This window comes from Salegentibacter haimaensis (assembly GCF_054121495.1).
Genome location: NZ_JBSYGH010000002.1, coordinates 68,604 through 87,596, shown reverse-complemented (window position 1 = coordinate 87,596; position 18,993 = coordinate 68,604). Strand labels below are relative to the sequence as shown.

The following is an 18,993-nucleotide window of genomic DNA, read 5'->3' as shown; positions in this document are numbered from 1 at the left end:
AAAAAAGCCCGGTTTTCTTCAGAATTCCGGGCCTTTAATTTTATTTAGTCTGGAAATTTAAGGCTTCACCGCTTTTCCCTCCTTCATCACAAACTTTACCTCCCTCAAGGTTGAAATATTCTCTGAAGGATCTTCGGCTACCGCGATAATATCGGCCAGGAAACCCGGGGCCAGTTGCCCCAGTTCATTTTCCATCTTTAGAAGTTTGGCTCCGGTAATTGTTGCACTTTGAATGGCTGCCATCGCCGGCATTCCGGCTTCTACCATATATTCAAATTCGCGGGCATTCTCCCCATGTTTGAATACCCCGGCATCGGTTCCAAAGGCGATTCCCACCCCTGTTTTATAAGCTCTGGCGAACATATCCTGAATTGCAGGGCCAATCTCACGGGCTTTCGGCACTACCAATTCGGGGTAATAACCTTCTATTTCTGCATTTCCGGTAACTTCTTTGCCGGCGGTGATGGTAGGCACTAAATAAACATCGTGCTGCCTCATCAATTTCATAGTTTCATCGCTCATTTGCGTGCCGTGTTCTATAGTTTTCACCCCGGCTCTAATCGCCCTTTGCATCCCCTCATCGCCGTGAGCGTGAGCTGCCACGTGAAATCCGTAATCTTTTGCAGTTTCAACTATCGCCCGAATTTCATCTTCGGCAAACTGCGGATTGCTACTACTCTTAGCCACACTAAGCACCCCACCCGTAGCGGTAATTTTGATTAAGTCGGCGCCATTTTTATAGCGTTGCCTCACAGCTTTCCTGGCATCGTCTATATTATTTATCACTCCCTCTTTTGGCCCGGGATCTCCCATAAGCTCACGGCTTCTTCCATTAGTAGGATCGGCGTGGCCGCCGGTAGTGGCGATAGATTTGCCGGCGGTGAAAATTCTGGGACCTTCTACTTTTCCGCTATTTATCGCATTTCGAAGGGCAATATTCACCCCGCTACCACCAAGCTCTCTCACTGTGGTAAAACCTGCCAATAAAGTGGTTTTGGCAAATCCAACCGAATTAAAAGCGGCATCGGCCTCATTATCGGTAAAGCGTTGCAGGTATTGCCGCGGATTGGTTTCTCCCTCCAAATGCACGTGCATATCTATAAGTCCAGGAAGCAGGGTCATCTCCCTGAAATCCAAAACCGAATCATTTTCATTTTGTGGCTGTATAAAGCCATCTTCAATACTTTTGATCTTTTTTCTTGAAACCACTATGGTTTTTTCGGCAAGCACCTTTCCGCTTTTGGTATCGATTATTTTTCCGGCCTGTAAATAAAGATCCTGTGCCTGCATCCCGAAGCAAAAGCCCGCAGCCAGGCAAAAAGTCAAAAGTTTTCTCATAGTTTATAGCTTGTTATTTTAGAAATTCTTTGATGTGTCCTGTAATATACTCAATTTGCTCATCATCGAGTTCGGTATGCATAGGCAGGGAAATTACCTGCTCTACCAGTTTGTTGGTTACAGGAAAATCGGCTTCCTTATAACGCTCATCGGCATAAGCTTTCTGTTTATGCAAGGGAATTGGGTAGTAAATTCCGAAGGGAATTCCTTTTTCCTGCAGATATTTAGCCAGTTCATCACGCTTTCCATTGGTTATTTTCAGCGTATATTGATGAAATACATGAGTGTCATCTTCTCCCGTGATTTTTGGAGTTTCAAGGGCTGAAATTCCGCTAAGGGCCCGGCTGTATTTAGATGCCGCAGCTCTTCTTGCTTCATTATAAGCATCCAGTTTAGGCAGTTTCGCGTTGAGTACCGCCGCCTGCAAACTATCAAGACGGGAATTCACTCCCACCACATCGTGATGATAGCGCTCGTACATGCCGTGGTTTACAATACCGCGAATTAAATGTGCCAGCTCATCGCTATTGGTAAAGATCGCACCTCCATCTCCATAGCAGCCCAAATTTTTAGAAGGAAAGAAGGAGGTAGCCCCCACATCTCCAATAATTCCAGTTTTTTGAACCTGGCCATTAGCCGAATAATAATTTCCTCCTATAGCCTGGGCGTTATCTTCTATAACAAAAAGCTTATGTTCCCGGGCGATCTCCATAATCGCATCCATATCGGCCGATTGCCCGAAAAGATGCACAGGCACTATGGCTTTAGTTTTTGGAGTGATGGCTTTTTTGATGGCTTCCGGGTCTATATTAAATGTCTCGAGGTCTACATCTACCAACACCGGGGTAAGTTGCAGCAGTGCAATTACCTCAACGGTTGCCGCAAAGGTGAAATCGGCGGTAATGACTTCATCGCCGGGTTGTAGGCCAAGGCCCATCATTGCAATTTGCAAGGCATCGGTGCCATTGGCACAGGGAATCACGTGTTTTGCGCCTAAATATTTTTCTAAATTTTTCTGAAATTTCTGAACCTGGGGCCCATTGATAAATGCTGAAGTTTCCAACACCTCTTCAAAAGAGGTATTGATTTCATCTTTTATTTCTTTATACTGACCCTTAAGGTCTACCATTTGTAGCTTTTTCATCCTTATTTTTTAGCTTAGCGAAAATACAAAATATAGCCCCGGCGACCAATCAAATTTAAAGGCCTATTTTAGCAGCAGAATTTCAGGTTTTGCGAAAACTCTACACTATACTTATCAAACTGCTGCAGTTCTTACTGCCTTTGGGCCGTTTTTTTGGAAAAAAGCCCGCCCTTTTTGTCGAAGGTCGAAAACATCTTTTTAAAAATCTGGAACAGCAAATAGAGGAAGATTCAAATTACATTTGGGTACATACCGCGTCCCTGGGCGAATTTGAACAGGCCGTCCCGGTAATAGAACAATTAAGGCAGGAATTCCCACATTATAAGATCCTGGTGAGTTTCTTCTCTCCTTCAGGTTATGAGAATAAGAAAACGCACCGGCTGGTTGATGTAATCACCTACATTCCATTAGATACTCCAACAAATGCCAGCAAATTTCTCGACCTGGTGCAACCCATATTGGCAATTTTTGTAAAATATGAGGTATGGCCTAATTTTCTTGCAGAGCTTAAAAACAGGAAAATTCATAGCATTTTGATCTCTGCCCTTTTCAGGAAAGATCAGATTTATTTCAAACCTTCCGGGAAGTGGATGCGCGAAGCCCTGGCCGGTTTCAATCATATTTTTGTGCAAAATCAGGCTTCAGAAAATTTATTGAATAGTTTCGGCTTTGTAAACGTGAGCGTAAGTGGAGATACGCGTTTCGACCGCGTGCACCGACAGTTAGCCTATGACAACCGGCTGGAATTCATGGAAGCCTTTCTCGACAACAAACTCTGTTTCGTAGCCGGGAGCACCTGGCCCGAAGATGAAGAATTACTGCAGGATTTCCTGGGAGAGCTTCCGCCAAACCTTAAGGTAGTTATCGCTCCCCACGAAATTAAGCAGGAAAAGCTTCAGCAATTGGAGGCTAAACTTCCGCAAAAAAATATTAGGCATTCGCAGATAAAAGGAAAAGCGCTTTCTGAATATCAAATTTTAATTATTGACAATATTGGGATGTTAGGCCGCCTATATTCCTATGCCGATTTCGCCTATGTAGGTGGGGCGGCCGGGAAGACTGGCCTGCATAATATCCTGGAGCCCGCAGTTTTTGGCATTCCGGTGCTTAGCGGAATGAACACCGAAAAATTCCCCGAAGCCGGTTTACTGGAACAGGAAGGAGGGCTATTTAGACTTGAAAACCCTGAACACGCCAAAAATAAGCTCACGGCCCTGGCTACCGATGAAAGGCTACGAAAGCAGGCAGGAACAAAGTCGGCTAATTTTATTCAGGAACATATTGGCGCAACAGCTAAGATAATAGGCTACCTAAAGACTCAATTTTCCTGAAAATTTTCTGAAAATTCCACGGAAGCGTGCTAAAATATCTTAAAAAATATCGTGCGATTATTTTTTGCACGTAATTTCGGCCTGTAAATCTAAATACAACCGATATGAAACGAGTATTTATTACCGGAAGTTTTATAGCCCTGGCAGGATTGAGTTTGATCTCTTGCCGTGAAACCACCGAAAAAGAAACCGTGGTTAGGGAAGTTGAAGTTGAAAAAAAGGAACCTGTAGTTGAAGAAGAACGCAAAGGCATTCTTGAAAGAGCAGGTGAAAAAGTAGATCGCAAGGTAAACAACGAGATAGACCGAAAGATTGACGAGATAGACGACAATTAATCTCATAATCTCAACCAAAGCACTTTCACCAATAAACAATTCAGAGAATTTTGTGAAAATTTTAGCAAGACTATTGTTAAAAGTCTCAAACTCCTTTCTAATTTTGTTTTAACAACCAAGAAAATAATCAAATTATGAAAAGATCCATCTTAATCTTAGCTATGCTTTTCAGCTTTAGTATAGCCTTCACCTCTTGTAGAGAAGTAAAAGAGGAGCGCAATGAAATGGAAATGCATAGCGACGATATGGACGACGTGAATGACGACCTTGACGATGTGGGAGATGACCTTGAAGAAGCCGGCAGAGATGTTGGCGACGCTGTAGATAATGCAGCCAGAGAGACCGGCGATGCTGTTGAAAAAGCCGCTAATAAGGTAGAACGTGAGGTTCAGGGAACCGACGACAACTAAATTTTATATTATGAAAAAAGTAATTTTAATGCTGGCTATCACGCTAAGTTCTTTTGCAGTGCTAACCTCCTGCAGAGACGAGCGTTCGGGAGTTGAAAGAGCTGCCGATGATGTAGAAGATGCTATCGATGATGCCGGCGATGCCGTGGAAGATGCGGCAGACGATTATTAAAAAACCATTCAATTAACCAACCTGAAAAGCCTTTTCCCTAAACCGGAAAAGGCTTTTTTTATTTTTTGAAATTTTTGAGATCACGTTTTAATTCTTCCATAGACTCCTTTAACTCTCTAAAAAGTCCGCTCTCTGAAGGATTGTCGAGATTAAAGGTGAGTTTGCTGTTTACCTGCCATAATTCTTGAATATCATTGACATTTACCTCTACCGGTAAATATTCTTCATTCAAAGAAATAAGCAAAACCTTGGAGGAATCTGGTAGTTTCTGAAGTTTTTTCACCAGTACCGAGTCGTATAAAACCACCACATACACCTTATTATTGGTGGCCTCATCCAGGTCTGAAATAGCTTTTCCCAAAACCCATTCTCCCGGGTAATAGGTGGGCAACATACTATCGCCTTCAATCTGAAAACCGCGATAGGTGGAGTTTCTGAATTCAGGCAGGGGAATATCGAAAGCCGGTAACTGGTGATACCACTCCACATCCTGTACATTGTGAGGATAACCCGCCGCAGCCTTTTGATTTACCATCACGATGTTTTCGTTATCGGCCGAATCGACGGTGATCACTTTAGGGCTTACATCGCCTATACTTAACTGAAGATGTTTTTGACCGCTTTGACCAAAGAGCCATAGCGGATTTATCCCAAACTCACTTAATAAATTTGCGACCACTTTTCCTGAGAGTTTAGTGCGTCCGCGTTCAATATCGGCCGTAGAATTATTGATGCCCAGTAATTCGGCAAACTCGGCCTGGGTGTAGTTATTTTCTTCGCGAATTTCTTTAAAACGCTTAACCTCAATAGATGGTGGATTGCCCATAATATTTGAATTCAGGAATAATTCCAGTTTAATTTCAAATGTATTGGATTATTTCCAAAAAGGCAAGGTTTCGGAAAATTTAAGCCGATTTTTGTTCTTCCAGGATCTGGTTTATTTTCCCGATAAGATCATCCATCTCGAAAGGCTTGGCAATAAAATCGTTGGCTCCAGCAGCTTTGCATTTGGGGCCGGCATTATGAAGCGCCGACATCATTAAAACCGGGGTGTCTCCAATCTCATTATTTTCGCGCAAGGCCGCACATACATCGGTTCCATTTACACCTGAGATTAGCATATCGAGCAAGACCAAATCGATCTCATGTTCTTTGATAAGATCCTGGGTTTTTAAAGGTTTCTCAGTTACTACTACTTTAAAACCATAAAATTCGAGTAGGGTTTTAATCATCTCTCCAATCCCCGAATCGTCATCTACCACAAGAATTTTAGTAGTTGTTTCCATAATTATTCTGCAATATCCAAAATGAAGCTGAATTCGGCACCCTCGCCCAGCTCACTATTTATCAATATTTCTCCGTTATGCCTGTCAATAATTTCTCTGGCTAAGAACAAGCCTATCCCAAAGCCTGAATAGGTATCTTCATCTTTTTTGCCAATTCTGAAAAAGCGTTTAAAGATATTCTTTTGGTCGCTTTTGGCAATCCCGATACCATAATCTTTTACAGAAACTTTTACCTTATTATTATCCTGCCCGGTAATTTTAACCTGGATTAGTTCACTTTCAGGAGAATATTTTATCGCATTGGTCACGAAATTGATTAACACCTGCCCTATTCGATCTCTATCTGCGAAAATTTTACATTTTAAATCCTCCTCAATTTCAATCTTATGTTGGGTGTTCGTATAGGTAATATCCTGAATTGTCTCTTCTACCAATTCATTTAATTCAAATTTTTCTTTCTGAAGTTCCAGTTTATTCTCCTCTATTCTTGTAAGATCAAGAATTTCAGAAATAAGCCGGGTTAGTCTATTTATTTGATGGTTGATGCGTTGTAGTGAAGGCTTTAAAGGGAGTTTACCCATCGCCACTTCGTCTCCTGTTTTTTCTAACAGGCTAAGCAACAACTGAGCATAACCCTTAATGGAGGTTACAGGAGTTTTTAATTCGTGGCTTACCATTTTTAGGAAATCTTCCTTGCGCTGCTCCTCTTCCTTGAGTTTATGAATTCCGGTATTGGTACCAATCCACATTTTAATTTGGTCCTCTTCATCCTTAACCGCTTCAGCTCTGGAAATATGCCATTGATACTTTCCGTTTTTATCGAGCAGGCGCAGTTCCATTTCAAAATCGTCTCCATGTGCAAGCGATTGCTCCCAGCGGATGTCGAACTCTTTCTTATCTTCAGGATGAATAAATTGCGTCCAGCCTTCAGCTTTTAAAGTTTCAGAAGACAAGCCTGTAAATTCCAGCCAGTTTTGGTTAAAGTAAAGGTTTTTGCCCTGGGCATCGGTATTATTTACCATACCGGGCATAAGGTCGGCTACCTGTCTAAAATGAGATTCGCTTTCTTTGAGCAGCTGTTTCGATTTAACCATTTCGGTAACATCTACGGCCATATTTAAAATTCCGAAGATTTCTCCCTGCTCATTGCGAAGGGCCTTATAAGTGAAATTGAAATAACCGGTTTCCAAATTCCCATCCCGCATTAAATCTACCTTATCTTCTCTACCCCAATATGTTTCACCTGTAGTATAAACCTTATCCAGAAGTTCATGAAAAGGCTGCCCTTCCAGTTCTGGCAGGGCTTCCCGCAAAGTGGCGCCAATTACATTTCGGGTTTTTCCCCAAAGTCTTATCATCGCATCGTTGGCCAAACTTACCCGCATCTCCCGACCCATATAAATGGCGGTGGCCACATCGGCTTCACGCACTATGGTTTGGGTGAGCAATTCCTTTTCCTTAATAATTCTTTCTTTCTTGCGTTCCTCGTGAATATCTACAAGAGTGCCTATCATCCCTTCAAACTCTCCATTACTGTCAAAATTTGGACTACCGTGATTCACCACCCAACGGTATTCGCCAGATATATTTTTTAAGCGGAAACGATTGCTGAAAGATTCCCGCATTTTATTGGCGAGATCAATTACGGTAACCGCATTATTTCTATCGTCGGGATGTACTGAGTTTAACCAACCCCGGCCCAAAGCTTCTTCCCTGCTTTGGCCGGTAAATTTATACCAGTTTTTATTGAGATAGCGCGCACCGCCTTCGGGTTTAGCGAGCCAGATTATAGCAGGTACCGCATCTACAAGATCCTTAAGCCGGGTTTCGCTTTCTTCAACCTTTTGTCGGGAAAGCACCTGCTCGGTCACATCTACCGCGTGTACAAAAATTCCATCTATTTCGCCCTTTATATTACGGGTAGGTTGGTAAGAAAAGTTTAAAAATGAATTTTTTAATTCTCCCTCTTCATTTTTAAGCTTTACCTTGATTTCATTCCCAATAAATGGCGCTCCGGTGGTATATACATTGTCAAGCAAATCAACAAATCCCTGCCTGGTCACTTCAGGCAGAGCTTCGGCTACAGATTTTCCTAATATTTCGCGATTTCCAACCAGTTGTAAATAGTTGTCATTTGCTACTTCAAAAATATGGTTGGGCCCTTTAAGCGTACAAATCGCAGCCGGGGCATTGGAAAATATCTCCCTGAAAATTCGAAGGAAATCTTTCTCCTGCCCCTTAAGTTTAGAATAGTTCTTCTGTTTTTTAAAGCTTAATAAAATCAGATTCTTATCCCAGGGGTTTTCCACAAGACAGGATTGCAAAACATAAGCTCGTACACCTTTCTGTTTAGTTTGTAGATTGAGACCAACTCCGATTATTTTATCAGCAGTTTCCTTTCTCTGATTGAGGTGATGCTCTATTTCCCTTTGATACTCCCCAGGAAATAAATCGAGTACATCCTGTCCTTTTTCTACCTGTAATATAAAGCGTTTGGAAAATATATGGTTTACCCCAACCACCTTTAAGTCCTCGTCGAGGATTAGTAAAGGTTCGCGCATATTCGCAATAAGGCTGTTGGCAAAAGCAAAAACCTCGTTATTACTAGCAGACGCAGGGTTCTCGCTTTCGGTTAATTTATTCATGGTGGATTTGTGGTAATCTTTTTCGATACTATGGTATTAGGGCACTAAAATAAAGGCTTTATGACTAAAAATCTCTATTTCTTTTCTTAGGAATTTCTTAAAACTTTAGCGCCTATCAAACATTCATCGGAATTTTTTACCACTATTGCGCCAAATACCCGCCATCAATAGGGTAATAAGCGCCTGTTGCGAATGAAGCCCGATCTGAAGCCAGCCATAAAAACAGCTCGGCAACTTCGTCTGATTCTCCAAGCCGACCAATGGGGTGCACCGCTACTAATTGATTGAGCCAATCTTTATGCAAATCCTTTAATAACGGAGTATTGATAAAGGCAGGGCCTACCGAATTCACCCGAATCCCCTTAGCCGAATACTCTAAAGCCGCGGTTTTGGTCAATCCAAGCACCCCGTGTTTGGCAGCCACATAAGCCGCCGAATTAGCAAAACCCACACTGCCCAGGATTGAAGCCACGTTGATTATCGAGGCTTTCCCGCTTTTTAGCATTTCAGGAATCTGATAACGCATCCCGTAAAAAACCCCCGAAAGGTTTATTGCGATCACCTTATCCCAGGCCGCGATTCCATACTCCCCAACCGGAGCCTGTTCGCCGCCAATACCTGCATTATTTACAGCTATATCCAGTTTTCCGAAATGTTTAATGCACTGCTGCACCGATTTTTCCGAATCTTCGGCTATAGAAGTATCGGCCTTTAAAAATTTTGCAGATCCACCATCGGCCTCTATTTGATCTGAGACCTGATGTACAGCCTGCTCATCTATATCGGTTAAGAATACCTTAGCGCCCTCCTGGGCAAAAAGCTTTGCCGTGGCCTCCCCTATGCCAGAACCTGCCCCCGTGATAAGGGCTACTTTTCCTTTGAGTTCCATTTTCTTTCATTTAAAGATTAATTCCCTAAAAATAAAGCGATTAAGAATGAAAAAATATGAGCAAACTCAGAAAGCAGGTTTTTATGTAAATTGCTTCGGAAATTAGTTAACTATGAAAAATTCGATGCTGGGAATTATAATTCTGTTTGCCTGCATTTCAACTTATGCCCAGTCCCGGGAATTACCTGATGGTTTTGTGTATGTAAAAGAAATTATCCCCGATATAGAGGAAGAAATTCGTTATGCCGGTACGCATAATTTCCTCGGAAAACCGGTTAGATCTTATGAAGCCGGCCGGGCAATTTTAAGCCAACCTGCAGCTGAAGCTCTTAAGAAAGTTCAGCAGGAATTAAAAGAAATGGGATATTGCCTTAAGATTTTTGATGCTTACCGTCCGCAAACCGCGGTGAATCATTTTGTTGAATGGGCTCGCGACCCGTCCGACACCCTGGCAAAACAGGAATTTTATCCCGTAGTGCCCAAGTCTCTACTTTTTCAAAAAGGCTACATCGCCTCCAAATCTGGTCATTCCCGCGGAAGCACAGTCGATCTAACGATTATAGATGCTAAAACCAAAGAAGAACTTGATATGGGAAGTGCCTGGGATTTCTTCGGAATTATCTCCCATCACGACTCTGAACAACCTACTAAAGCTCAAAAAGCCAATCGCAAATTGCTAAAAGACATTATGCATAAACACGGCTTTCGCCCTTATCCTGAAGAGTGGTGGCACTACACTTTACGCGCTGAACCTTACCCGAATACCTATTTTGATTTTCCTGTAAAATAATTCAGGATTTAAGGTTTAATATTCAAGGTTATCCGGGTACGGAGAACAGAAAACCGAGAACCGTCGTATTTTGACACTTTACGGCTTAAATTTGCAATTCTAATGTCCTGTTTCTAATTTTTAACTTCGCGCTTCTAATTTCCAACCTCTAACTTATTTTGTATTTTCCGAAAAACAACCTGCAATGAAAATCCTTCATACTGCCGACTGGCATATAGGCAAAAAACTACATAAACACGATCTTGCTGAAGATTTCGACCTGTTTATTGACTGGTTATGCGAATTGATCGAGACAAGGGAGATCGAATTATTGCTTATTTCGGGTGATGTGTTTGATCTTGCAAATCCTTCTTCTGAAGCCCGGGGGCAATATTATAAAGCGCTTTTAAAACTGAGAAAATTAAACTGTCGCATCATAATCACCGGGGGAAATCACGATAGTCCGGCAATGCTCGATGCGCCCCGGGAATTGCTTCAGGAACTTGAAATGCACGTTATAGGCGGCCTGCCAGAAAACCCAGAAGATCTCATTATTCCTATAGAAAAGGATGGAAAAACCCGGCTTGTAATTGCAGCCCTGCCCTATTTACGGGAAGCCGACCTGCGAAAGGCCATAGCCGATTCGACCTATGAAGATCGATTACAAAGTATACAGGCGGGGATTGAATCTCATTTTCAAAAAGCCGCTGAAATTTGTAAAAATTCACATCCGGGGGTGCCGGCCCTGGCGATGGGACATCTTTTTGCCGCGGGGGTTGAAAGCAGCGAAAGCGAGCGCGATATTCAGGTTGGGAATCTGGCAGCCTTTAATGCCCGGCAGTTTGGTGCATATTTCAAATATATCGCTTTGGGTCATATCCACAAACCTCAAAGGGTGAGTGCCGAGGTTCCCTGTTTTTATAGTGGTTCCCCGCTTCCGCTCTCATTCAGCGAAAGAAAAGACGAAAAACGGGTGTTGCTACTGGATTCCGATTCAGGTTGGGAGCCTGAAAGCATCCCGGTGCCGGCTTTCCGAAGTTTATTAAAAATAAGCGGAAGCCTGGAAGAAATCAGGCAAAAATTGCAGGCTCCGGGAGAGCAAAGAGAACTTAAGTCTTTAATTGAAATTGAAATGCAGGAAGATGATTTCGATGCGCAAAAGTTGTTGGAGTTAGACCGGCTGGTTGAAGACTTTAAACTTCCCGAATTCGAGATCGTAAAGCACAGAGTTAATTTCAAAAATCAGAAAAAAATGGCCGGCGACCTGTATCGCGACCAAAGCCTGGAAGACCTGCAGCCTCGTGAGGTTTTCGCTGAGATGCTGGACACCCAAAATTATGATGTGATCACGCGCGAGCAGGTAGAAAGTGCTTTCGATGAATTATTAGAAAAAATTTATTCTCAGGAGAAATCATAGTCGATGAAGATTTTACGCATAGAATTTGAAAATATCAATTCCCTTAAAGGAAAACATCAAATAGATTTCACCCGCGAACCTTTTAATCAAAGTTCGTTATTTGCCATCACCGGGCCCACCGGCAGTGGGAAAAGTACCCTGCTTGACGTGATCGCCCTGGCGCTTTTTAATAACATCCCGCGGATGGACAAAGTTTCCACACCCGAGATCCTTAAAACCGGTGCGATCATTACCCGCAACCAGCAGGAAGCTATGGCGGCGGTGACCTACCAGGGAAAAGCAGGGATTTTCAGATCACAGTGGAGCATTTCTACCAACCGAAATGGGAATCTCAGAGATTATGAAATGGAGGTGGCCAACGCAGAAACCGGAAGCCTTTTCGATCTAAAAAAATCGGAAGTGCCGGCAAAAAATGAAGAACTCATAGGGCTTAATTACAATCAGTTTATCAAATCGGTTTTGCTGGCGCAGGGTGAATTTGCTCAATTTCTGAAGGCTAAAAAAGACGAACGCGGCGAATTGCTGGAAAAGATCACAGGCACCGGGATTTACCGACAATTAGGAATTGCGGCCTTTAACCGGCACAAGGAAGAAAATGCCGGGATTGAAATTCAGCAGAATCAAATCGCTGCACTGGAAGGAGAATTGCTTTCTGAGGAAGAGGAAAAAGCCACAACATCGGCATATAAGCAGGAGGATGAAAAATTAAATAACCTAAAGCTGCAGCTCGAGGTGCTTGGGAAAAAACTGGACTTAAAGAAGAACATCAAAAGCCTTAGAAACCAGGTTTCAGAAAAAACCGCTTTAAAAGAAAATGCTGAAGGGAAATTAGTGAGTTTTGAAAAAAATCACGGGCAGGCGCTGGCCCGGCACGAACAGCTTGAAGACTTCGCAGGTGATCTAAGGACCTGGAAACAGCTAAGCCTGGAGCTGGAAAACCTGGAAAATGATCTAAAAAAAATAGAAGATCAGCAAAAAATCAATAAGCAAGAACAGGCTTCCTGCCTGGACAATGCTTCTGCTTTGCTTCAACAGCAGGTAACTTCTGAAAATTTCGAAGCCTCCCTTGAGACTTTTGCTAATAAAGTGCTTTCGCTTCAGCAGCAACGCCAGGAAAAAGGCAGTGAATTCAAAAGTCTTGCAAATCAAATAAAAGCTGAAGTGCGGGATTTGGATTTCAGTTTTAATGAGGCAAATCCCGAAGTGGGACTTCAGGAAATCAGGCAATTTCAGCAAAATTCATCTTCGAAAATTGAGCGGTTAAGGGCTGAATTTTCAGAAGAAAAAATTCCGCAGAAAGCAGATTTACAGCAAAAACTTCAGCAAAGCAGACTTGCCTGGAAGCAGGATATGGAGCTGCAGGCCGCAAGACGGGCTTTGGAGAAACTGCAAAAGGAAAAGGAAGAACTTCAACAAAAAAGACAGGAGTTGATTCCTGCAGAAAAGGAGTTAAGGGAGCAAGTAAACCATCATCAGAATGTATATGACAGGCTGAAATTGCAGCACGAAAATCAATTACTGCGGGCCGAGCTGGAAGATTTACGACATAGGCTGGTGCCCGGGGAGCATTGCCCCTTGTGTGGTGCATTGGAGCATCCCTATGCTGAAATGCTGCCTCCGAAGAACGACAGCCTTAAAGAGGAAATGGAAAGCAGTTTGAGCGCGCTGGAGCACAAAAAAAATGAGCTTAACACTTTGAGCACCCGCTTAAAAGATGGGGCGGCGAAAATAGAGCAGCTTGGAAAACAGCAAGGCGAGTTAAAGGCACAAATTCAATTGAGCGAAGCGGCATTTCAAAATGAATTCGCGGCCCTGCAACCCGGTGATAAAAGCTGGGAGCAGATTTGTGATACTCTGGAAGAAAATTTGCAAAACCTGGAGCTTTTGGAGCAGGAAGCCAAAAAATCAAAGGCTATAAAATTGGCTATTCCTTTACTGGAACAACTCATAAAAGTCCTGGCCGAAGGCAGGGAATTGAAACAAAAGCTGGAAGAAATCTATGGTGGCAGCGATGTAAACAGGGATTGCAGGGAGCTCTCAAATCGTTGGAGTTCACTCAAACAGGAGCAAAAAACTTCAAAAATACGCCTGGAGGAGCTCAAAAATCAGCAGGAAGCAAAGCAGGCAAAGAATGCGAAGCTTTTGAAAGAATTGCTTCCGCAGTTGCAGGAAAGAGGTTTCAAGGAACCTTCGCAGGCTTTGAGCCATTTAATCCCCGAGGCTGAATGCCGGAATTTAAGACAGGAGCGGGAGGCTTTGAAATCGGCCATTGCAAGTCAAAAAAGCAGCTTAGAGGTATTGGAACAGCAGCTTCAAGGCCTTTTAAAAGATGCCCGCCAGGACAGTGAAGCAGACTTGCCGGAGGAATTTCAAAGGAAACAAGCGGAACAGGAGGCTTTAAATCAACATTGCCGGGATCTTTACAGCAAATTAAAGGCACAGGAACAAACGAAAAAGAGAATTGAAAGTCTGCAGGAAGAAATTTCGAAAAAATCGCAGCAGATTTATCGCTGGAAACTGCTCAAAGAACTTATTGGAGATAGCAGCGGTAAGAAATTTAACGATTTCGCACAGGACTTAAGTTTGAGTCAGCTATTGTATTTAGCCAACATAAGACTGAAGGATTTGAGCGATCGTTACCGCATAGACAAGCCACTGGCCGGCGAGGATGATGGCCTGGTGGCTATAGACGAACATATGGGTGGGCAGCGAAGGTCGGTAAAAACGCTTTCGGGAGGAGAAACCTTTTTGCTTAGTTTATCGATGGCCCTTGCCTTGAGTGACCTGGCTTCGAGGAATGTGGAAATCAATTCGCTTTTTATCGATGAAGGTTTTGGCACCCTGGACCCTGAAACTCTGGACCAAACCCTGGATACTCTGGAAAAACTACAGGCCGAAAGCGAAAAAACCATTGGCATTATAAGCCATGTAGATTCACTGAAAGAACGCATCGCCACACAGATTAAATTAAGCAGAAACGGGCAGGGGTACAGCAGTTTGGAGGTGGTTTGAGTTTGTTGTTTTTTGTTTGGTTTTTTTTGTTTGGGGTTTGTTGTGAGTTTTCGGTTGTGGGTTTTCGGTTGTGGGTTGTGGGTTGAAAAATTTAAAATTCAGGATTTAAGGTTTAAGATTATATCAAAAAATTTCAGATTTATCTCTCGTTTATCCTACCCCTGTTGACAAAAGAAACTTGAATATGGTTCGAATTTGGTGTATTTTTACACCAAACATATTTCTATGAAAAGGCAGAGTATCTCTATAACATCACCTAATGACAATTGGTTGAAAAAGCAGGTAGAAAGCGAAGAATTTAGCAGTAAGAGTGAGCTGATAAATCACCTTATTAGAAGAGCCAGGGAAAAAGAGGAAAGTGCAGGTTGGCTGCGTGAGAAGCTGATAGAGGGCGAGCAGAGTGGCTTTACAAATTTAACCAAAGAAGAAATTCTAAAACAGTCCAAAACCGAACTGCGAAAAAGTGGGAAGCTATAGGCTAAGTGAGCTGGCAAGAATAGATTTAATCAGAATACACCACTATGGGGTGTTAAACTTCGGCGAACAACAAGCCGACGATTATTTCAACGCCATATTTGATCAATTTGATAAGATTGCAACAAATCCCTTTATGTTTCAGAAAATCGATTATTTACATCAGGACTATCGTCGCTGTGTCTTTGGGGTAGACAGCATTTATTATCGCATAGAAGAAGGCGTAGTCGAAATTATTCGCATTATAGGGAGACAGGATTTTCGACTTTAACAAAGTAAAACGAAAGTTTAAAAAAAATTGTAAGTTCTAAAGTTGGGGGTTGTCTTTTGGGGGTTGTGAGTTTTCGGTAGAAAAATTTAAAATTCAGGATTTAAGGTTCAAGGTTACTTTTTGGAGCTTACTAGCAGGAACAGACTTCTGAAAACCGCCAGACCTGGGTACCCAGAACCGAAAATCAAACAGAGGTCAGAAATTAGACCTTCCCGACCTAACTTCTAACCTCTGAATTTTATCCTATATCTTCAATCACACTACGATTTGCTCGTTTTTATCGGTGGTGATTTCATTAAGGGGCTTGTTTTTTTTGCGACAATCTTTAGCAAATTTATAGGCAAGGTAAGCTGCTCCGGCAGCGGCGCCTACTCCCACCCCTACAATTCCGCCTTTTCTAAGGGCATATTTTCCTACTTTAAAGGCCAGGGCGCGTTTACCCCATTTTTTAGTTTTTCTCGTGAACTTATTCATAGCTTATAATTGTTTTTGTGGTCTTTAAATAACAAGCATTCACTTGTTATTGTAAAAGTATTTTTCAGAATTAAAGATACATTTCCAGGACAGAGGCGAAAAATTAAAAGCCTCAAAGTATTGTGAAAGAAACTTAATAAAAGCTTATTTTTTCTGTAGAAATAATTTTTATCCGAAAACAAAAGCCCTCTCCTATTCCCTGCTTCTCATCATTTTCCTGCGGAATAAAGCATATAAAAGTCACTGAAAGTTTTGCTTTATTTGCAGAAAATGAAAATGGAAGTAAAAATACAGCCTATTGGCTTGGCTGAAGTAGAAAGCCTGGCACAACTTAGCCGAAATACATTTATTGAATCTCACGGCCATAGCGCTGAAGAAAAACATATACAGCAGTATATAGATCTTAATTTCAGCCTGGAAAAATTAAGTCGGGACCTGCAGGACTCCAGGATTTTCTTTAATAAAGTTTACGTAGACGATAAACTTACGGGCTACTCAAAGCTCATCATAAATGAAGCTAATGCATTTAGCCGTCTTGAGCCAATTGCGAAATTTGAAAGAATTTACTTGCTGAAGGATTTTTACGGTCTGGGATTAGGGGAACGACTTTTAGAGCATAACATTGAAATTGCAAAACTGCATAAGCAGAAAGGTCTCTGGCTATTTGTTTGGACTGAAAACGAAAAAGGCCTTCGCTTTTACCAAAAAAGCAAGTTTACACCTATAGGCCGTTATGACTTTAAAATAAGCAAGCAGCATTCCAATCCGAATTATGTGATGTTGAAAGAGCTGTAACCTGAGAACTTTCCAAAACATTTATCAAGGTCTTTGCCTGCCAACAATTTCTTTAATTTTTATACGGTAGACAATAGGGGTACCCTGGCTTTCAATTTTGCTGGAAAACTCCTGAATGAAATCGGGGGTAGGTTTTACTTTCGATTTTAGCAGGTTTTTCACTCCGTCTGAAAATTGTCTCAGCATATATTTCGCATCGATTCCTTTTAATTCCTCGAAATTTCCAAATAAAAGCACCGATTTCCAATGTTCTAGATCGGTAATCTCGTCTATCTGACAGGATACCACAGGGTTTTTTCGCATTGCATCAATTTTGTTTCCGGGTCCGGAATAACTGACGATCGCCTTATGTTCAGAATCAAAATAATAGGTTATAGGAATAATCTCGGGCCTGCCTTTGGAAAGGTAACCAAGCCGGCCTATATAATTTTCAGAAAGCAGGTGAAGACTTTCTTTAGTGTTAAGGGAATGCGTTGCCATAAGGTGGAAATCGGGTGAAACAAATTTTTCAGAATATGTTGAAAATTAAAACTCCATTCGCATTTAGAAAATGACAAACATCAGGAACCTAATTTTTCCAATTAAGTTGAATGAAAATCACTCCCAACTATATGATTCTCTTCACAAAACTTTTTAATCTAATTTTAATAAAACTCTATATCTTTCGATAAAAAATAGCAGATATGGCTTCAGGATTATTTGGATTGCTCGATGACATCGCGACTTTGATGGATGATGTGGCAGTAATGTCTAAGGTAGCAGGAAAAAAGACAGCCGGACTGTTGGGCGATGACCTCGCGGTAAATGCTGAAAAGGCATCCGGTTTTGTATCGGCCAGGGAACTCCCGGTGTTATGGGCTATTACAAAAGGGTCTTTTTTAAATAAGCTCATTATTTTGCCCGTGGCATTTCTGCTAAGTGCCTTTTTCCCCATTGCTATTAAGGTAATCCTTATAATTGGCGGGCTCTACCTGGCCTACGAAGGAGCCGAAAAGATTTATGAGTATTTTTTTCCGCATCCAAAAAAACAGCAGGTAAATGATCTTGAAAAACCTTCAAAAGAGGAGGTGCTGGCACGGGAAAAGGATAAGATCAAATCGGCAATATTAACCGATTTTATCCTGTCTATAGAAATTATCATTATTGCCCTGGGGGCGGTTGAAGGTGAAGCTCTGCTGAACCAGATTTTGGTAGTGAGCATAATTGCGCTAATTGCTACCGTAGGGGTGTATGGTATCGTGGCGCTCATCGTTAGAATGGATGATTACGGACTCAAATTGATCGATTTAAACCAGGAAGAAAACAGTTTTTCAGATAAAATTGGAAGATTTTTGGTTAACGCCCTTCCCTGGGTGATCAAAAGTCTAAGTTTTATTGGTACCATAGCCCTGCTGCTGGTTTCAGGAGGTATTTTTGTACATAACCTCGACTTTATGCACGGGCTTTTAGAGAGTATTCCGGGAATTCTCTACGAATTTTTAATTGGGTTGGTTGTAGGCTTTGCCACTCTGGCCATAATTTCAGCAGGTTTGAAATTATGGAAGAAAGTTTTTAAAAGTTCTGGATTTAAAGTTTAACGTTTAACGTTCAGGGTTACGAAAAATTAGAGGTACGAAATTAGAAGTAAGCAGTAATTTTTGAATTCGATTATCCTTTAGCATTTCGGCTTACCGGGAATTTAAAAAAATTAATTGCCTATAGATTTTAGGCTATTAACCGGGAAATTCAAGGTTCGGGTTCAAGGTTCAACGGTTTAAAATACCCCTTTATCTTAGCTCGCTAAGGTATAGTTACGCACGACTAACGTCTAATTTAAGACTTGAGAGTTATCACAACTATTTTACGCAAAGCACGCAAAATTTGTTAGAAAGCTGGCTCCCTGTCCATCATTAGTCGAGGTGTCCCAATTTCTTTGAAAAAAACAACGAAAAACAGAGAACCCACAACAGAGAACTGGAAAAATTCAAGGTTCAAGATTCAAGATTCAAGGTCTAAAACTGAGAACCCATAACTGAATAATATTTGTGCCTTCGTCGCAACTCTTAAAAAAACCGAAAACAGAGAACCCACAACAGAGAACTGGAAAGATTCAAGGTTCAAGATTCAAGATTCAAGGTCTAAAACTGAGAACCCATAACTGAATAATATTTGTGTATTCGTGGCAACTTTTTAAAAAAACCGAAAACAGAGAACCCACAACAGAGAACTGGAAAGATTCAAGTTTCAAGGTG

The 18,993-nt window shown here is 41.7% G+C and carries 19 protein-coding genes; 11 read left to right on the top strand and 8 right to left on the bottom strand.

Annotated elements, in window-relative coordinates:
• Positions 1-57: 57 nt before the first annotated feature.
• Both ACW6QP_RS03690 and ACW6QP_RS03685 read right to left on the bottom strand, forming a co-directional pair.
• The gene (locus ACW6QP_RS03690; protein WP_457909494.1) at positions 58-1,338 is read right to left on the bottom strand and encodes an amidohydrolase family protein; all 1,281 of its coding nucleotides are present in this window, start codon (positions 1,336-1,338) and stop codon (positions 58-60) included.
• Between the two features lie 13 nt (positions 1,339-1,351).
• Entirely contained in the window at positions 1,352-2,482 is a 1,131-nt protein-coding gene (locus ACW6QP_RS03685) for a DegT/DnrJ/EryC1/StrS family aminotransferase (RefSeq protein ID WP_457909493.1), read from the bottom strand.
• Positions 2,483-2,571: 89 nt separating this feature from the next.
• Here ACW6QP_RS03685 and ACW6QP_RS03680 point away from each other — a divergent pair, with 89 nt between their 5' ends.
• From ACW6QP_RS03680 to ACW6QP_RS03665, 4 genes are all read left to right on the top strand, one after another.
• Positions 2,572-3,813: a 3-deoxy-D-manno-octulosonic acid transferase gene (locus tag ACW6QP_RS03680; RefSeq protein WP_457909492.1), complete on the top strand. Its 1,242-nt coding sequence runs from the start codon at positions 2,572-2,574 to the stop codon at positions 3,811-3,813.
• Between the two features lie 104 nt (positions 3,814-3,917).
• Entirely contained in the window at positions 3,918-4,148 is a 231-nt protein-coding gene (locus ACW6QP_RS03675) for a hypothetical protein (protein WP_457909491.1), read from the top strand.
• Between the two features lie 134 nt (positions 4,149-4,282).
• Entirely contained in the window at positions 4,283-4,558 is a 276-nt protein-coding gene (locus tag ACW6QP_RS03670) for a hypothetical protein (RefSeq protein WP_457909490.1), read from the top strand.
• A gap of 10 nt (positions 4,559-4,568) precedes the next feature.
• Positions 4,569-4,730: a hypothetical protein gene (locus ACW6QP_RS03665; RefSeq protein WP_457909489.1), complete on the top strand. Its 162-nt coding sequence runs from the start codon at positions 4,569-4,571 to the stop codon at positions 4,728-4,730.
• A 58-nt stretch (positions 4,731-4,788) separates the two neighbouring features.
• Here ACW6QP_RS03665 and ACW6QP_RS03660 read toward each other — a convergent pair whose 3' ends face one another.
• From ACW6QP_RS03660 to ACW6QP_RS03645, 4 genes are all read right to left on the bottom strand, one after another.
• Positions 4,789-5,556, bottom strand: coding sequence for an XRE family transcriptional regulator (locus tag ACW6QP_RS03660; protein WP_457909488.1), 768 nt, complete (start codon positions 5,554-5,556; stop codon positions 4,789-4,791).
• A gap of 79 nt (positions 5,557-5,635) precedes the next feature.
• Positions 5,636-6,016, bottom strand: coding sequence for a response regulator (locus ACW6QP_RS03655; RefSeq protein WP_457909487.1), 381 nt, complete (start codon positions 6,014-6,016; stop codon positions 5,636-5,638).
• A 2-nt stretch (positions 6,017-6,018) separates the two neighbouring features.
• Complete coding sequence (locus ACW6QP_RS03650; RefSeq protein WP_457909486.1) at positions 6,019-8,661, bottom strand: PAS domain S-box protein; 2,643 nt, start codon at positions 8,659-8,661, stop codon at positions 6,019-6,021.
• Positions 8,662-8,803: 142 nt separating this feature from the next.
• The gene (locus ACW6QP_RS03645) at positions 8,804-9,550 is read right to left on the bottom strand and encodes an SDR family NAD(P)-dependent oxidoreductase (RefSeq protein ID WP_457909485.1); all 747 of its coding nucleotides are present in this window, start codon (positions 9,548-9,550) and stop codon (positions 8,804-8,806) included.
• Between the two features lie 112 nt (positions 9,551-9,662).
• On the opposite strand from ACW6QP_RS03645, the gene ACW6QP_RS03640 reads away from it, so the two are divergent.
• From ACW6QP_RS03640 to ACW6QP_RS03620, 5 genes are all read left to right on the top strand, one after another.
• On the top strand, positions 9,663-10,340 hold the full coding sequence (locus tag ACW6QP_RS03640) for a M15 family metallopeptidase (protein ID WP_457909484.1): 678 nt from the start codon (positions 9,663-9,665) through the stop codon (positions 10,338-10,340).
• Positions 10,341-10,524: 184 nt separating this feature from the next.
• Entirely contained in the window at positions 10,525-11,736 is a 1,212-nt protein-coding gene (locus tag ACW6QP_RS03635) for an exonuclease SbcCD subunit D C-terminal domain-containing protein (RefSeq protein ID WP_457909483.1), read from the top strand.
• A gap of 3 nt (positions 11,737-11,739) precedes the next feature.
• Positions 11,740-14,748, top strand: a complete 3,009-nt coding sequence (locus ACW6QP_RS03630; protein WP_457909482.1) for an SbcC/MukB-like Walker B domain-containing protein — start codon at positions 11,740-11,742, stop codon at positions 14,746-14,748.
• A 225-nt stretch (positions 14,749-14,973) separates the two neighbouring features.
• Complete coding sequence (locus ACW6QP_RS03625; protein ID WP_457909481.1) at positions 14,974-15,225, top strand: ribbon-helix-helix domain-containing protein; 252 nt, start codon at positions 14,974-14,976, stop codon at positions 15,223-15,225.
• Positions 15,212-15,493, top strand: a complete 282-nt coding sequence (locus ACW6QP_RS03620; protein ID WP_457909480.1) for a type II toxin-antitoxin system RelE/ParE family toxin — start codon at positions 15,212-15,214, stop codon at positions 15,491-15,493. Before ACW6QP_RS03625 ends, ACW6QP_RS03620 begins: the two co-directional genes overlap by 14 nt.
• A gap of 255 nt (positions 15,494-15,748) precedes the next feature.
• Here the strand turns inward: ACW6QP_RS03620 and ACW6QP_RS03615 are convergent, their stop codons facing one another.
• Complete coding sequence (locus tag ACW6QP_RS03615; protein ID WP_457909479.1) at positions 15,749-15,967, bottom strand: hypothetical protein; 219 nt, start codon at positions 15,965-15,967, stop codon at positions 15,749-15,751.
• A gap of 270 nt (positions 15,968-16,237) precedes the next feature.
• Here ACW6QP_RS03615 and ACW6QP_RS03610 point away from each other — a divergent pair, with 270 nt between their 5' ends.
• The gene (locus ACW6QP_RS03610) at positions 16,238-16,762 is read left to right on the top strand and encodes a GNAT family N-acetyltransferase (protein ID WP_457909478.1); all 525 of its coding nucleotides are present in this window, start codon (positions 16,238-16,240) and stop codon (positions 16,760-16,762) included.
• Between the two features lie 24 nt (positions 16,763-16,786).
• Here ACW6QP_RS03610 and ACW6QP_RS03605 read toward each other — a convergent pair whose 3' ends face one another.
• Positions 16,787-17,242: a pyridoxamine 5'-phosphate oxidase family protein gene (locus ACW6QP_RS03605; protein ID WP_457909477.1), complete on the bottom strand. Its 456-nt coding sequence runs from the start codon at positions 17,240-17,242 to the stop codon at positions 16,787-16,789.
• Positions 17,243-17,445: 203 nt separating this feature from the next.
• Here ACW6QP_RS03605 and ACW6QP_RS03600 point away from each other — a divergent pair, with 203 nt between their 5' ends.
• Positions 17,446-18,339 carry a DUF808 domain-containing protein gene (locus ACW6QP_RS03600; protein ID WP_457909476.1) on the top strand — a complete coding sequence of 298 codons (894 nt, stop codon included), beginning with the start codon at positions 17,446-17,448 and terminating at the stop codon, positions 18,337-18,339.
• The last annotated feature ends 654 nt before the right edge of the window (positions 18,340-18,993 follow it).